Source organism: Streptomyces sp. AgN23, assembly GCF_001598115.1.
Lineage (GTDB): Bacteria > Actinomycetota > Actinomycetes > Streptomycetales > Streptomycetaceae > Streptomyces > Streptomyces antimycoticus.
This window is the reverse complement of the sequence record NZ_CP007153.1, coordinates 3131187-3146520: the sequence shown is the minus strand read 5'-3', so window position 1 is coordinate 3146520 and position 15334 is coordinate 3131187. Positions and strand designations below refer to the sequence as shown.

Here is a 15334-nt window from a genome sequence, read left to right as displayed (position 1 = left end):
CCGTGCTACTGGACGGCGGAGGGGCATTCCTTCCAGGCGAGGTGGTAAATGGTGCTGACGCCGCCGTCCGTCGAGTCCATGGCCATGAAGCTGGTGCTGCCCGAAGAGGAGGTGCCGGCGCTGACCCGCAGCTCGGTGTTGACGTTGAAGTTGCGGTCCTGGCCGCAGGGGGCCCACACCAGGGCGCTGTAGTCCGTGCTGTCGGTGGTCTGCCAGTTGTCGTTGTACGGACCGCTGAATTCATGGGTCCGTGACGTGGTGTCCGCCGAGCCCTGGAAGTAGTAGCTCGCCTTCTCGGTGCCCTTGGCGCCCTTTTCGAGGTAGCCATAACCCCGGTAGTCGACCTGGGCGATGGCGTAGGTGAATCCCTGCGGCACATGCACGCCGAGGCTGAGCTGGCAGTTCTTACGGATGTCGGTCGGATCCGCGCCGGGGCCCACCTGGGCGAGATAGTCGCTGTAGGTCACGGTGAAGGCCGAGTTGTCGGCGGCGGTGGCCACGGCGGTGGTGCCCTTGGGGCAGCCCGAGCCGTTCACCGTCTTGACGCTTATCTGGATCTTTTCCGGCGGCGCGTCAGGAGCCGAGGAAACACCGTGGGTGGAAAGGGCCGAGGCGAATAGCGTCGCGGCCACGCCGCCCGCGAGCAGAACACCGGACATGGCTCTCCAATTCGATCACTTGTGGGGACGTAGTTGAGCGGTGAATTTCCAAGGAGCGGGAAGAACAGGACATGCGGATAGGGCAGGGGGAACCGCAGGAGCGGGTGGAGCGGAAGATCGATGGGACGAGGAACAGCGCAAGAGCTGAAGAGCAGAAGAGCGGGGAAGAGCGTTATCGCGCGGTACGGTTCGTACGGCCGAACGCAATGAGAGCCCCATGCCCGGCAGGTGACGGAATGCCAGGGCGATGGGCGCTCCTAAGATAGGGGTGATAGGCAGGCGCCACAAGACGGCCGAGGAATTCCGGAACAAGATATTTCCGTCCCGGCCGGGAAGAACGATTCAGAAGAGCGGTCGCGGAAGAACGCCTTCCAGTGCGAGCAGGGAGCGCTTGGTCTCCAGCCCGCCGCCGAAGCCGCCGATGCCCCCGCCGCTCTCGACCACCCGGTGGCAGGGCACCACGACCGGCAGCGGATTGCTCCCCATGGCCACGCCGACGGCACGGGCCGCGCCCGGCTCACCCACCCGGTCGGCGAGGTCCTGATAGCCGACGACCGTGCCGTACGGAACATGGGCGGCCAGCTCGCGCAGCACCCGGCGGTTGAAGCCGGTGGTCAGGGACCAGTCCAGGGCGAGGGTGAACGCCTTGGTGTCCTCGGCGAAATAGCTTTCCACCTGCCGGACCGCCTCGGCGAGATGCTCGGCGCAGCGAGGCGCCGCCGGGGCGGCCGCGGTGCCGGAGGCCGGGGAGGGCACGGGCGTGGGCGTGGGCTCGGTGCCCAGGCGGCGGATGAGCCTGGCGACGGCCTCGGCCGCCATCTTCTCCTCCGCGTGGAAGACCACCTGGACCAGCCCCTCGTCCGTGGCCGCGAGCAGCAGCGGGCCGATGGGCGTGGCCGGGACCGCCCAGGCCCAGGCGCGCGCATCCCGCCGCTCCGGCCCCTCGCGCGGGTCCCGCTGTGTCTGCCGCTCCGCGATCGTCACGCCCTCAGCGTAGAACCCGCCACCGACAGCGCCCCGCCGGTCGGCCGGCGGGGCGCCTCGTTCAGGAGCCGTGGATCACGAGGCGTCGTCGAGGGCGTCCCGGATCACATCGGGCTTGTTGGTGATGATGCCGTTCACGCCCATGCCCGCGACCGAGACCGCCGACGGGCCGTTGTTGACGGTCCAGGTGTAGACCTCCAGCGGCTTGCCGTGCGCCCCGTCCACCGACCGCACCGCGGCCACATAGCCGGCGTCGATGGTGGTGTAGCTGGGGTTGATCTGGTCGGTGAACTCGGCGTACTCCGGCAGGTCGGCGACGGCCGGGGTGCCGAGGAAGCCGGTCTTGACGTCCGGCCGCAGCCCGTGGACCGTCCGCACGGAGTCGGCGCTGAAGCTCTGGATGATCAGCCGGCGCTTGTGCCGTTGATCCAGCCAGCCCTCTCTGCGCAGCTCCCGCAGCGTCTGGCGTTCGATCCCGGGATAGCGCTCAGGGGCCTTGAGCTCCATCAGGAGCTTTTGATGATTGTCCGAAACCCGGTCCATGTACTCCTCCAGGGTCGGCACCGTCTCGCCCTTGAACTCGGCGCCGAACCAGCCTCCGGCGTCGAGCTTCTCGATCTCGTCGAGGGTGAAGTCGGAGATGTTCCAGGGCGCCCGGTCCGGGAACACCTGCTCGACGTCGGTGGTCCGGCTCAGCGTGGTGTCGTGCATCACGATCAGCTCGCCGTCCCTGGTGCGCTGGACGTCGTTCTCCACCCAGTCGATGCCCAGGTCGTCGGCGGCGTCGACGGCGGCCAGGGTGTTCTCGGGGGCGTAGGCGGAGGCACCGCGATGGGCCACGGTGACCGTGTGGTGGTGCGTCTGGCCGGCGGGCTGGGCGGTCGCCGTGGCCGTGGGGAGGAAGAGCGCGGACATCCCGATGAGCGCGCCGGTTAACGCGGCGGCCGGGCGGATCTGCATACGGACTCCTCGCGTCGTCTGACTCTCGTCTGACTCATGGACGGGCAGAGGGTCCCAGATGCGCGGTAGCGGAGGATAGATATCGGATGGGCGGAAAATTCGTGCCACGGGCGACATCATGCGCATGATCGTCTGAATCCGGCCGGAGGGCCGGGGGCGGGCCGCGCACGGGAACGCCCCGCCGTTGTCAGTGGCGAGTCGTACGGTTGGTCTCATGCGGCCCGTAACTCAGCTCGAACGCAAGGTGGCGCCCTTCGAGGTCGTCAGCTCCTATCAGCCCAGCGGTGACCAGCCCACCGCCATCGCCGACCTCGAGCGGCGCGTCCGCGCTGGTGAGAAGGATGTCGTGCTGCTCGGCGCGACCGGCACCGGTAAGTCGGCGACCACCGCCTGGATGATCGAGAAGCTTCAGCGCCCCACGCTGGTCATGGCTCCGAACAAGACGCTGGCCGCCCAGCTCGCCAATGAGTTCCGCGAGCTGCTGCCGAACAACGCGGTCGAGTACTTCGTCTCGTACTACGACTACTACCAGCCCGAGGCGTACGTCCCGCAGTCGGACACCTATATCGAGAAGGACTCCTCTATCAACGAGGAGGTGGAGCGGCTGCGCCACTCGGCCACGAATTCGCTGCTCACCCGGCGTGATGTGGTCGTGGTGGCATCCGTCTCCTGCATCTACGGCCTCGGTACGCCGCAGGAGTACGTGGACCGCATGGTGCCGCTGAAGGTCGGCGAGGAGATCGACCGCGATCAGCTGCTGCGTCGCTTTGTCGACATTCAGTACGCCCGTAATGACATGGCGTTCACCCGGGGCACCTTCCGGGTCCGCGGCGACACCATCGAGATCTTCCCGGTCTACGAGGAGCTCGCGGTCCGCATCGAGATGTTCGGCGACGAGATCGAGGCGCTCTCCACGCTCCACCCGCTCACCGGCGAGGTGATCAGCGAGGACCGGGAGCTGTATGTCTTCCCGGCCAGCCACTATGTGGCCGGGCCCGAGCGCATGGAGAAGGCCATCGCCGGGATCGAGGCCGAGCTCACGGAGACCCTGGCCCGGCTGGAGAAGCAGGGGAAGCTGCTGGAGGCCCAGCGGCTGCGGATGCGCACCACCTACGACATCGAGATGATGCGCCAGATCGGCACCTGCTCGGGCATCGAGAACTACTCGCTGCACATCGACGGCCGTGAGACCGGCTCCCCGCCGCACACCCTGCTGGACTACTTCCCGGAGGACTTCCTCCTGGTCATCGACGAGTCGCATGTCACGGTGCCGCAGATCGGCGCGATGTACGAGGGCGACGCCTCCCGTAAGCGGACCCTGATCGAGCACGGCTTCCGGCTTCCCTCCGCGCTCGACAACCGCCCGCTGAAGTGGGAGGAGTTCTTGAAGCGCGTCGGCCAGACGGTCTATCTCTCCGCGACCCCGGGCCCGTTCGAGCTCTCCCGGGGCGATGGCTTCGTGGAGCAGATCATCCGCCCGACCGGCCTGATCGACCCCGAGGTCGTCGTCAAGCCGACCGAGGGCCAGATCGACGATCTCATCCATGAGATCCGCACCCGCACCGAGAAGGACGAGCGCGTCCTGGTCACCACCCTCACCAAGAAGATGGCCGAGGACCTGACCGACTACATGCTCGAGCTCGGCATCCAGGTGCGCTATCTGCACAGCGATGTGGACACCCTGCGCCGGGTCGAGCTGCTGCGCGAGCTGCGCGCCGGTGAGTTCGACGTGCTGGTCGGCATCAACCTGCTGCGCGAGGGTCTCGACCTTCCGGAGGTCTCCCTGGTCGCCATCCTCGACGCCGACAAGGAGGGCTTCCTGCGCTCGGGCACCTCGCTGATCCAGACCATCGGCCGTGCCGCTCGTAACGTGTCGGGCCAGGTGCATATGTACGCCGACAAGGTCACCCCGGCGATGGAGAAGGCCATCGACGAGACCAACCGCCGCCGCGAGAAGCAGATCGCGTACAACAAGGCGAACAAGATCGATCCGCAGCCGCTGCGCAAGAAGATCAACGACATCGTGGCCCAGATCGCCCGCGAGGACGTGGACACCGAGCAGCTGCTCGGCACCGGCTACCGCAAGCTGAAGGACGGCAAGGACGCGAAGACCCCCGTCCCGGCTCCCGGCGGTAGGGCGGCCAAGGGCGGCAAGGCCGCCAAGGGCAAGGCCAAGGAAGAGGTGCTGACCGACCGGCCCGCGGCCGAGCTCGCCGAGCAGATCGAGGAGATGACCGACCGCATGCGGGCCGCGGCGGCGGAGCTCCAGTTCGAGGTGGCGGCGCGACTGCGCGACGAGGTGTCGGAGTTGAAGAAGGAGCTGCGGCAGATGAGGGAGGCGGGAGTCTCCTGACGGCCGGGCGCCCCGGGTCTTCGCCGGGGCGCCCGCACCTTCGCTGTGTTGCAAGACCGACACAAAAGCCCGCTCGTCCGGCCGGAGCCTTGGCGGCAGTGCATAGGGTTTTCGAAGGGCCGTGCATACGGCGCGGCCATGGCCGCACACCCACGGCGGCCACGGGGAATCGAGAGACGAGAGTAGGGACAGCGCGTGACGGTCAACATGTCCAAGGGACAGGCCATCAGCCTGCAGAAGGCCGACGGGGGCGCCCTGACCGCGGTGCGGATGGGGCTGGGCTGGCAGGCGGCGCCCCGCCGCGGACTGTTCGGCTCCCGTACGAGGGAGATCGACCTCGATGCGTCGGCCGTCCTCTTCGCCGACAAGCAGCCGACCGATGTCGTCTTCTTCCGCCATCTGGTCAGCGACGACGGCTCGGTCCGCCACACCGGTGACAATCTCGTGGGCGGTGCCGGACAGGGCGGCGACGACGAGGCGATCCTGGTCGATCTGCAGCGGGTGCCCGTCCACATCGACCAGATCGTCTTCACGGTGAACTCCTTCACCGGCCAGACCTTCGCCGAGGTGCAGAACGCGTTCTGCCGGCTGGTGGACGAGACCAACGGGCAGGAGCTCGCCCGCTACACCCTCACCGGCGGCGGGCAGTACACCGCCCAGATCATGGCCACGGTCCAGCGCGCGGGCGGCGCCTGGCAGATGAAGGCGGTCGGCGAGCCGGCCAACGGCCGCACCTTCCAGGACCTGATGCCGCACATCGTGCCGCATCTGTAGAACGGCTGTATCCGCCGCTCGGACGAGCGGCGGACACGTCGACCAGCGGATCCGCCCCGGAGGCGAACCGCCCGGATGAGCGCGTCGGCCCGGTGGAGCACAGCTCGCCGGGCCGACGCGCTCACCGCACCCATACGGCATCAGCGGAATACAACGAGGGGACGCAGCCATGACGGCCGAGCTGGTCCGAGGGCAGAACCACCCCCTGCCCCAGACCCGTTTGGAGATCCGGATCTCTGCGGGCAATCCGATCGTGGCCGGGGCGACACTCGGCGATGAGCGGGGCACGGTGCACGGCGCCGAATGGGTCGCGCACCCCGCCTCGCCCCAGCTGGCCGGGATAGAGGTGCCCAAACAGGCGGCGGCCGACCACCGGCTCGCCGTCGACCTCGACGCGATGCCCGACCACATCCACCGGGTCACCGTGCTGCTCGCGCTGCCGGCCGGCGTCGGCGGCCCGGCCCGATTCGGCGTCATGGCCGCGCCGTTCGTCGCCGTCACCGGCCTCGACGGCACCGAGATCGCCGGCTACACCATCACCGATCTGGACTCGGAGTCCGCGGTGACCGCCCTGGAGCTCTACCGCAGGCAGGGCGCCTGGAAGGTGCGCGCCGTCGGCCAGGGATACGCGGGCGGGCTGGCCGCCATGCTGCACGACCAGGGGCTGGCGGAGGCCACCGACCTCGCGGCGCGGATCAACGAGGCGGTGGTGCGGGGCATGGCCCGCTCGGTCGCCCAGCCCCCGCCCCGCTCGGAGGGCGACGGCCGGGTGCGCACGTCCGCCGCGGGCGTCGGCGCCGACCCGGCGGCCACTACGGGCGTCGGCGCCGACCCGGCCCCCGTCCAGCCGCAGACCCCGCAGCAGCCCCAGGGCGCGCCCGCCACCGGAGGGCCGGTCAACTACGAGCACCCGGCCCGCCGTACGGCCGCGCCGCCCACCCCCGCGCCCACCGCGCCGCCCGCCGCACCCGGACAGCCCGCCCAGCCGGTCGCGGGCGACGCCTCCGGCTGGACCATGGACGAGCGGCTCTACAACCAGGTCTGGGGGATGTTCGAGGACCTGGCCCGGACGACCGCGGCCTACCGCAGCGCCGTGGACTTCGCCGAGTCCCGGATGGAGCAGGAGCTGGACCGGGTGCTCTCCGACCCGCGCACCAGGGTGGGCCCGGCCGCCGATTCCGCCCGCGCCGACGCCCGCGCCAAGCACGCCGACCTCGTCGAGCAGGCCCGTGCCGCCCTCGACCGCGATCTGGCGCAGCTCACTGCCGAGGCCGAGGTGGTGGAGCCCGCGCTGCCGCCCGCCTACGCCCGCTGGGACAGCCCGGTGTGGCAGGCGTACCAGGTGCCGATGGAGATCCCGATGGCCCTGCGCGTGGGCGATCTGCACCTCCCGGAACGCACCGACCTGCGCATCCCCATGCTGGTGCGGCTGCCGCTGGAGCGGGGGCTGTGGATCGACGCGGGGCGTTCGGGCGGGTTCGACGAGGGGCCGGCCGACTCCGGTGAGCTGCGCAGGCTGGCCGCGGACGCGGCGGTCGCCATCGCCGCGCGGCTGCTGGCCGTCTATCCGGCGGGGGAGATCGCGGTGCATGTGATCGATCCGGCGGGTTCGGCCGCGGGCTCGTTCGCCCCGCTGGTGGGGTCGGGCGCGCTGGCCGAGCCGCCGGCGGCCGGAGCCCAGGGGGTCTCCTCGGTGCTGGCCGCCCTGACCCGGCGCGTCGACCTGGTGCAGATGGCGGTCCGCAGCGGTGCCACGGACGCGCTGCCGCCCGATCTGGACACCGCCGAGCAGCTGCTGATCGTCCACGACTTCCCGCACGGTTTCGACGACCGGGCCGTCACCCAGCTGCGCTATCTGGCGGACGAGGGGCCCGCTGTGGGCGTGCATCTGATGATGGTCGCCGACCGTGAGGACGCGCGGGCCTACGGCCCGGTGCTGGACCCGCTGTGGCGGTCGCTGCTGCGGCTCACCCCGGTCGCCGACGACCACCTCGCCGACCCCTGGGTGGGCCATGCGTGGACGTACGAGCCGTCGATGGTGCCGCGGGGCAGCCGGGTGCTGGATCAGGTGCTCGGGGAGGCGGGGCGGGCCGCGAAGGCTCTGAAGGCTGCCAGGGCCCGCCCGTCATATGGCAACTGACCTGCGCTTTTATCCATCTCTTTACTCTTCCATGGGAATTCCTGTACCCTCGTATACGCGGAGGGGAGTACTCCTGTAGCGGTGTTCCCGTCACCACGGATTCCGTCCGGCCCCAGGAGGCCGGACGGAGTCCCGGGGCGCCGGTCCGTGGCGCGGTCCACGGGCGGAAGAGACCTCCGGCAGCGACGACGCTGAGATTGCCGTACGAATGCCGGAGGAACTGTGGACGTTTCCGTGACCATGTGGAGTCTGACCATCGTCGGTCTCTGCGCCCTCATCGCCGCCGACTTCTTCATAGGCGGCCGCAAACCGCATGAGGTCTCCATCAAGGAGGCCGGGATCTGGACCGCCGTCTGGGTCGCGCTCGCCGCGCTCTTCGGGCTCGGGCTGCTGGTCTTCGCGGGCGGCCGGCCCTCCGGTGAGTTCTTCGCGGGCTTCATCACCGAGAAGTCGCTGAGCGTCGACAACCTCTTCGTCTTCGTCCTGATCATGGCGAAGTTCGCCGTGCCGACGATCTACCAGCAGCGCGTGCTCATGGTGGGCGTGCTCATCGCCCTCGTGCTGCGTGCGGTCTTCATCGCCGCCGGCGCCGCGATCGTCTCGACCTTCTCCTGGGTCTTCTTCATCTTCGGCGCCTTCCTCATCTGGACGGCGTGGAAGCTCGTCCAGGAGGCGCGGGCCGATGAGGAGGAAGAGGAGTTCGAGGAGAACCGGCTGCTCAAGGCGGTCGAGAAGCGGTTCCCGTCCACCGACCAGTACCACGGCACCAAGCTGTTCATCATGGAGAACGGTAAGCGGCTGATGACCCCGATGCTGATCGTCATGCTGGCGATCGGCACCACGGACGTCCTGTTCGCGCTGGACTCGATACCCGCGATCTTCGGCCTCACCCAGGACCCGTACATCGTCTTCACCGCCAACGCCTTCGCGCTGATGGGTCTGCGCCAGCTGTACTTCCTGATCGGCGGCCTGCTCAAGAAGCTGGTCCACCTCTCGTACGGGCTGTCGATCATCCTCGGCTTCATCGGCGTCAAGCTGGTGCTGCATGCCCTGCACGAGGCCGGGGTGCATGTCCCGGAGATCAGCATCCCCGTCTCGCTCGGCGTCATCTGCGCGGTGCTCGCCGTCACGACGGTCACCAGTCTCTACGCCTCGAAGAAACAGGCCCTGGCGGAGGCGGGAAGCGAGGAGGACCGGGCCCGGGACAAGGACAGCGTCGACGTCTGACGGTGTCTTTCCGCGGCGTCACCGCCCTGACACGCCCGACAGCGTCAGAAGGCGCGCGGCGACTGTCCGCGTCCCGGATCCGGGAGACGGCTCACACGGCCGCCTCCCCGGCCTCCAGAGGCCGCACGGCCGATCGTCCACCATCCGGACGGTCGGCCGTCGGCCGTGTCTCCGGCAGCAGGGCGAAGCAGCCCAGGCTCAGCAGCGCGGCGGCGGTCAGATACGCGGCGACGCCCCAGGGCGGGCCGTCCCCGTGCGACATCGCCGTCGCGACGATCGGCGTGAGCGCCCCGCCCAGGACGCCCGCGAGGTTGTAGCCGAGCGCCGCTCCCGTGCAGCGCACCCGCGCCTCGAACAGCTCGGGCAGATACGCCGAGGTCACGGCGAACATGGTGATGAAGGCGAGCAGCGCGCCCAGGAAGCCGAGGAACATCAACGGCGGCTCACCGGTGCGCAACAGCGCGACCAGCGGGAACATCCACACCACGGTCGCCACGCAGCCCACCAGGCACAGCGGCCGCCGCCCGAAGCGGTCACCGAGATGGGCCGCCAGCGGCGTCAGGGCGCCCATGACCGCCACGGCCGCCATGATGCAGCCCAGCAGGGTGGTGCGGGCGACACCGAGCCGCTCCGTGCCGTATGCCAGGGACCAGGTCGTGACCGCGTAGAAGACGGCATAGCCCACCGCGAGCCCGCCCGCGGTCAGCAGGACCAGCCGCCAGTGGCCGCGCACCACCTCGGCCAGCGGCGCGGTGGCCCGGTCGCCGAGCTCGGCCAGCTCCCGGAACCGCGGGGACTCGGTGAGCTGGGCCCGCAGCAGCAGCCCGGCCCCCGCCAGCAGCCCCGCGCCCCAGAACGGCACCCGCCACCCCCAGGACCGGAACTCGGCATCGCTCAGCGTGGCCGACAGGGCCAGCATCGTGCCGTTGGCCAGCAGAAAGCCGATGGCCGGGCCGACCTGCGGAAAGCCCGACCACAGCCCGCGCCGCCCCGCGGGCGCGTGCTCGGCGGTCAGCAGCACCGCGCCGCCCCATTCGCCGCCGAGCCCCAGCCCCTGCAGAAAGCGCAGCACGAGCAGCAGGACGGGGGCGGCGATGCCGATCGAGTCGTAGGTCGGGACGAAGCCCACGGCGATGGTCGCGACGCCGGTGAGCAGCAGGGAGGCGATGAGCACCGGCCGGCGCCCGTGGCGGTCGCCGATGGGCCCGAAGAGCATCGAGCCCAGGGGCCGGGAGACGAAGCCGACGGCGAAGGTGCCGAAGGCCGCGAGGGTGCCGGCCAGCGGCGAGAAGGTGGGGAAGAACAGCGGGCCGAGGACGAGCGCGGCGGCCGTGCCGTAGACGAAGAAGTCGTAGAACTCGATCGCGGTGCCGGCCAGGGACGCGGCGGCGAGGCGGGCCATGGACGGGGAGCGGTCATGGTGCATGACGCGACAACCGCCATGGCCCGCCGGGGGTCACGGGGCGTACGGAGGCGCGCGGCGCTCTGGGGCGGTGTGTGCGCCGCTACGAGCCGCGCGTACCGCCGGCGCGGCTACCAGCCGCGCTCGCGCCACTCCCCGAGGTGCGGGCGCTCGGCGCCGAGCGTGGTGTCGTCGCCGTGGCCGGGATAGACCCAGGTCTCGTCCGAAAGCTGGTCGAAGAGCTTGGTCTCGACGTCGTTGATCAGGCTCTCGAACGCCTTGGAGTCCTTCCATGTGTTGCCCACGCCGCCCGGGAAGAGGCAGTCGCCGGTGAACACATGCGCATGGCCGTGCGGGTCGTTGTACACCAGGGCGATGCTGCCGGGCGTGTGGCCGACCAGATGGCGCGCGGTCAGCTCGACCCGGCCGACCCGCACCGTGTCGCCGTCCGCGACCGGCACATCGGTCGGCACCGGGATGCCCTCGGCGTCGTACTGGCCCGCGTAGGTGCGGGCGCCGGTGGCCTCCACCACCTCGCGCAGCGCGCTCCAGTGGTCCTGGTGGCGGTGGGTGGTGACGACGGAGGCGATGCCGCTCTCGCCGATCAGGGAGAGCAGGGTGTGCGGCTCGGCGGCGGCGTCGATCAGGAGTTGCTCGTCGGTGGCCCGGCAGCGCAGCAGATACGCGTTGTTGTTCATGGGGCCGACCGCGACCTTCGAGATCATCAGATCGGGCAGTTCGTGCACGTCCGCCGGTCCACCGACCGTCACTACTCCGCTGTAGGTCATGGCCTCAGCCTAGTGCGGGGAGGACGGGCAAGGGGCCGTTCGGGCAGGAGAGGCCGGAGCCGTCCGTACGGCCGGTGAGCCAGCCCAGCAGGGCGGCGGGGGAGCCGGTGACGGTGACCGGGGACTCCCCGGGGGCGGCGGGGCGGCCGGTGTGCCGGACGTCCCCTTCACCGGGCCCGGTGGCCAGCCGCAGCGGGGGAATATCCGGGCGCCCGGCGAACCTTGTATGGATGAGCCCGGAGAGCTGGCTCTCGACGAAGGTGGCGGGCAGATCCGCCACGGTGTAGCCGATACCGAGATCGACATGATGCAGCTCGACCTCGGCGAGGCGGCGCAGTGGCAGCCTGGCTGCCGACTCCCGGGCCCCGTTGCGCAGGGTCACCTCGTACGGAAGGCGTTCCGGGGGCAGTGCGGTGACCGCCGCGTCGAAGCGGGTCGCGCTGGTGCGCAGGTCGTCCAGGTGGACGGCGAGCGGCCGGGCGGCGTCGCGCAGGATCTCGGCGTCGCGCGTCTGGGCGTCGGCGTACATCGGAGTCTCCTGGCCGGTCCGGGCCCAGGTGAGCAGGTTCACCAGGGCGTCCGCGTTGCGGGCCAGGTGGGCCAGGACGTGGCCGCGGCTCCAGCCGGGGAGCTTCGAAGGGCTCACGAGGGACGCGTCGTCGAGAGCGGCGACGGCGGTCAGCAGCCGGTCCGTCGCCTCCTGTACGGCGAGGGCGTCCATGAGGTAGTCGGTCATGACCCGACCGTAGTCCGCACCACACGATCGGGTGAAGTCGGCTCCCGCCGCCCGCAAATCGAATGTGCGTGCTATAGGCTCGGTGTGCTGCATCCTTAAGACATCGTCGTCGTGCCCCCATACCCTGGGTTGGGGGTTTCGCTCCGCTCCGCCTCTGCTCCGTCCGGCAGGGCCGCCCCGGCGAGCGGGCTCGGCGCACCCCGTCTCTCTCAAGAAAGGTGCCGACCGGCGTGGCCGACCGTCTCATCGTTCGTGGCGCTCGCGAGCACAACCTCAAGAACGTCTCACTCGACCTTCCTCGCGACTCGCTCATCGTCTTCACCGGGCTGTCCGGGTCGGGCAAGTCGTCCCTCGCGTTCGACACGATCTTCGCCGAGGGGCAGCGCCGCTACGTCGAGTCGCTCTCCTCCTACGCCCGCCAGTTCCTGGGGCAGATGGACAAGCCCGATGTGGACTTCATCGAGGGCCTGTCCCCCGCGGTGTCGATCGACCAGAAATCGACCTCGCGGAATCCGCGCTCGACGGTCGGCACCATCACCGAGGTCTATGACTACCTCCGGCTGTTGTTCGCCCGCATCGGCAAGCCGCACTGCCCCGAGTGCGGCCGTCCGATCGCCCGCCAGTCGCCGCAGGCGATCGTGGACCGGGTGCTGGAGCTCCCGGAGGGCAGCCGCTTCCAGGTGCTCTCCCCGCTGGTGCGCGAGCGCAAGGGGGAGTTCGTCGACCTCTTCTCCGATCTCCAGACCAAGGGCTACAGCCGCGCCCGGGTGGACGGCGCCACGATCCAGCTGTCCGACCCGCCGAAGCTGAAGAAGCAGGAGAAGCACACCATCGAGGTGGTCATCGACCGCCTCACCGTCAAGGACAGCGCCAAGCGCCGGCTGACCGACTCGGTGGAGACCGCGCTCGGCCTCTCCGGCGGCATGGTGATCCTCGACTTCGTCGACCTCGACGAGGACGACCCGCAGCGGGAGCGGATGTTCTCCGAGCATCTGTACTGCCCGTACGACGACCTGTCCTTCGAGGAGCTGGAGCCGCGCACCTTCTCCTTCAACTCGCCCTTCGGCGCCTGCCCGGACTGCACCGGCATCGGCACCCGGATGGAGGTCGACCCCGAGCTGATCATCCCGGACGAGGAGAAGTCGCTCGACGAGGGCGCCATCCACCCCTGGTCCCACGGCCACACCAAGGACTACTTCGGGCGGCTGGTCGGCGCGCTCGCCGATGCGCTCGGCTTCCGTACGGACATCCCCTGGGCCGGGCTGCCGCAGCGTGCCAAGAAGGCGCTCCTCAACGGCCACCGGACCCAGATCGAGGTCCGCTACCGCAATCGCTACGGCCGCCAGCGGGCGTACACCACGGCCTTCGAGGGCGCGGTGCCCTATGTGAAGCGGCGCCACTCGGAGGCGGAGAGCGACGCCAGCCGGGAGCGGTTCGAGGGCTATATGCGCGAGGTGCCCTGCCCCACGTGTGAGGGCACCCGCCTCAAGCCGATCGTTCTCGCGGTCACCGTGCAGGACAAGTCCATCGCGGATGTCTCGGCGATGTCGATCAGTGAATGCGCCGAGTTCCTGCGCGCCATGGAGCTGAGCCCGCGCGAGAAGACCATCGCCGAGCGGGTCCTCAAGGAGGTCAACGAGCGGCTGAGGTTCCTGGTCGACGTCGGCCTGGACTACCTCTCGCTCAACCGCGCCGCGGGCACCCTCTCCGGCGGCGAGGCCCAGCGCATCCGGCTGGCCACCCAGATCGGCTCCGGTCTGGTCGGCGTGCTGTACGTGCTGGACGAGCCGTCCATCGGCCTGCACCAGCGCGACAACCACCGGCTGATCGAGACGCTGGTGCGGCTGCGCGACCTCGGCAACACCCTGATCGTCGTGGAGCACGACGAGGACACCATCAAGACCTCGGACTGGGTGGTGGACATCGGCCCGGGCGCGGGCGAGCACGGCGGCAAGGTGGTGCACAGCGGACCGCTGAGCGAGCTGCTGGTCAACGAGGATTCGGTGACCGGTCACTACCTGTCCGGTAAGAGGGCCATCCCGCTGCCGTCGGCGCGCCGGGCCGTGGACCCCAAGCGGCATCTGACGGTCCACGGCGCCCGGGAGAACAACCTCCAGGACATCGACGTGTCCTTCCCGCTGGGGGTGCTCACCGCCGTCACCGGTGTCTCCGGATCGGGTAAGTCCACGCTGGTCAACGACATCCTCTACACCCATCTGGCCCGCGAGCTGAACGGCGCGCGGGCGGTGCCGGGGCGGCACACCCGGGTCGCCGGCGACGATCTCGTCGACAAGGTGGTCCATGTCGACCAGTCGCCCATCGGTCGCACCCCGCGGTCCAACCCGGCGACGTACACCGGCGTCTTCGACCATGTGCGCAAGCTGTTCGCGGAGACGATGGAGGCCAAGGTCCGCGGGTACCAGCCCGGGCGGTTCTCCTTCAACGTCAAGGGCGGCCGCTGCGAGAACTGCTCCGGTGACGGCACCATCAAGATCGAGATGAACTTCCTGCCGGATGTGTATGTGCCGTGCGAGGTCTGCCACGGCGCGCGTTACAACCGGGAGACCCTGGAGGTGCACTACAAGGGCAAGTCCATCGCCGAGGTGCTGGACATGCCCATCGAGGAGGCCCTGGACTTCTTCGAGGCGGTGCCCACCATCGCCCGTCATCTGCGCACGCTCAACGAGGTCGGGCTGGGCTATGTCCGGCTCGGGCAGCCCGCGCCGACCCTGTCCGGCGGTGAGGCCCAGCGCGTCAAGCTGGCGAGCGAGCTGCAGAAGCGGTCCACCGGCCGCACGGTGTACGTCCTGGACGAGCCGACCACCGGTCTGCACTTCGAGGACATCAGCAAGCTGATCAGCGTGCTCTCCGGGCTGGTCGACAAGGGCAACACCGTGATCGTCATCGAGCACAACCTCGATGTGATCAAGACGGCCGACTGGGTCGTGGACATGGGCCCCGAGGGTGGCAGCGGCGGCGGTCTGGTGATCGCCGAGGGCACCCCGGAGGAAGTGGCCTCGGTCCCGGCCAGCCACACCGGGAAGTTCCTGCGCGACATGCTGGGCGACTGGGTGAGCGACGCGACGGTGCCCGCCGCGCGCAACGGTGGCGCGACCGCCAAGAAGGCGACCGCCAAGAAGGCCGCCGCCAAGAGCACGGCGGCCAAGAAGACCGCGGCGAAGAAGACCGTGGCCAAGAAGGCGGCGGCCAAGTCCACGGCCGCGTCCAAGCGGACGGCCGCCAAGTAGCCCCCGGCCTCCGCGCTTGCCATACGCCACGCCGCGCCCGGATCGACCGGGCGCGGCGTGGCG

The 15334-nt window shown here is 69.9% G+C and carries 11 protein-coding genes; 5 read left to right on the top strand and 6 right to left on the bottom strand.

The window, feature by feature from the left end; translation table 11 throughout:
* Nucleotides 1-5 precede the first annotated feature (5 nt).
* From AS97_RS13765 to AS97_RS13755, 3 genes are all read right to left on the bottom strand, one after another.
* Nucleotides 6-659, bottom strand: a complete 654-nt coding sequence (locus AS97_RS13765; RefSeq protein ID WP_059144943.1) for a DUF4360 domain-containing protein — start codon at nt 657-659, stop codon at nt 6-8.
* Between the two features lie 342 nt (nt 660-1001).
* The gene (locus tag AS97_RS13760) at nt 1002-1643 is read right to left on the bottom strand and encodes a methylated-DNA--[protein]-cysteine S-methyltransferase (protein ID WP_185930021.1); all 642 of its coding nucleotides are present in this window, start codon (nt 1641-1643) and stop codon (nt 1002-1004) included.
* A gap of 75 nt (nt 1644-1718) precedes the next feature.
* On the bottom strand, nt 1719-2603 hold the full coding sequence (locus AS97_RS13755) for a glycerophosphodiester phosphodiesterase family protein (RefSeq protein WP_210564967.1): 885 nt from the start codon (nt 2601-2603) through the stop codon (nt 1719-1721).
* Nucleotides 2604-2817: 214 nt separating this feature from the next.
* Between AS97_RS13755 and uvrB the strand changes: the two genes are divergently transcribed.
* From uvrB to AS97_RS13735, 4 genes are all read left to right on the top strand, one after another.
* Nucleotides 2818-4956: an excinuclease ABC subunit UvrB gene (gene uvrB, locus AS97_RS13750; protein ID WP_125759771.1), complete on the top strand. Its 2139-nt coding sequence runs from the start codon at nt 2818-2820 to the stop codon at nt 4954-4956.
* A gap of 195 nt (nt 4957-5151) precedes the next feature.
* Nucleotides 5152-5730: a TerD family protein gene (locus AS97_RS13745; RefSeq protein ID WP_014059893.1), complete on the top strand. Its 579-nt coding sequence runs from the start codon at nt 5152-5154 to the stop codon at nt 5728-5730.
* Nucleotides 5731-5899: 169 nt separating this feature from the next.
* Nucleotides 5900-7870 (top strand): TerD family protein, encoded by a 1971-nt coding sequence (locus AS97_RS13740; RefSeq protein WP_210564965.1) that lies wholly within the window; start codon nt 5900-5902, stop codon nt 7868-7870.
* Between the two features lie 222 nt (nt 7871-8092).
* Nucleotides 8093-9097 (top strand): TerC family protein, encoded by a 1005-nt coding sequence (locus AS97_RS13735; RefSeq protein WP_210564964.1) that lies wholly within the window; start codon nt 8093-8095, stop codon nt 9095-9097.
* 91 nt (nt 9098-9188) lie between these two features.
* Here AS97_RS13735 and AS97_RS13730 read toward each other — a convergent pair whose 3' ends face one another.
* The 3 genes from AS97_RS13730 to AS97_RS13720 all read right to left on the bottom strand — a co-directional run bounded on the left by AS97_RS13730 (nt 9189) and on the right by AS97_RS13720 (nt 12023).
* Nucleotides 9189-10499, bottom strand: a complete 1311-nt coding sequence (locus tag AS97_RS13730) for an MFS transporter (protein WP_210567211.1) — start codon at nt 10497-10499, stop codon at nt 9189-9191.
* 131 nt (nt 10500-10630) lie between these two features.
* A complete protein-coding gene (locus AS97_RS13725) occupies nt 10631-11287 on the bottom strand; it encodes an MBL fold metallo-hydrolase (RefSeq protein WP_059144937.1) in 657 nt (218 codons plus the stop codon).
* A gap of 4 nt (nt 11288-11291) precedes the next feature.
* A complete protein-coding gene (locus AS97_RS13720; protein WP_059144936.1) occupies nt 11292-12023 on the bottom strand; it encodes a maleylpyruvate isomerase family mycothiol-dependent enzyme in 732 nt (243 codons plus the stop codon).
* A gap of 230 nt (nt 12024-12253) precedes the next feature.
* Between AS97_RS13720 and uvrA the strand changes: the two genes are divergently transcribed.
* Complete coding sequence (gene uvrA / locus AS97_RS13715; protein ID WP_086707381.1) at nt 12254-15271, top strand: excinuclease ABC subunit UvrA; 3018 nt, start codon at nt 12254-12256, stop codon at nt 15269-15271.
* Nucleotides 15272-15334 lie beyond the last annotated feature (63 nt).

Bases quoted from the DNA above. Each gene is read 5' to 3' on its own strand.
- AS97_RS13765 (WP_059144943.1), bottom strand. From the start codon at position 659: ATGTCCGGTGTTCTGCTCGCGGGCGGCGTGGCCGCGACGCTATTCGCC.
- AS97_RS13730 (WP_210567211.1), bottom strand. From the start codon at position 10,499: ATGGCCCGCCTCGCCGCCGCGTCCCTGGCCGGCACCGCGATCGAGTTC.
- AS97_RS13725 (WP_059144937.1), bottom strand. From the start codon at position 11,287: ATGACCTACAGCGGAGTAGTGACGGTCGGTGGACCGGCGGACGTGCAC.
- AS97_RS13740 (WP_210564965.1), top strand. From the start codon at position 5,900: ATGACGGCCGAGCTGGTCCGAGGGCAGAACCACCCCCTGCCCCAGACC.
- AS97_RS13720 (WP_059144936.1), bottom strand. From the start codon at position 12,023: ATGACCGACTACCTCATGGACGCCCTCGCCGTACAGGAGGCGACGGAC.
- AS97_RS13755 (WP_210564967.1), bottom strand. From the start codon at position 2,603: ATGCAGATCCGCCCGGCCGCCGCGTTAACCGGCGCGCTCATCGGGATG.
- uvrB (WP_125759771.1), top strand. From the start codon at position 2,818: ATGCGGCCCGTAACTCAGCTCGAACGCAAGGTGGCGCCCTTCGAGGTC.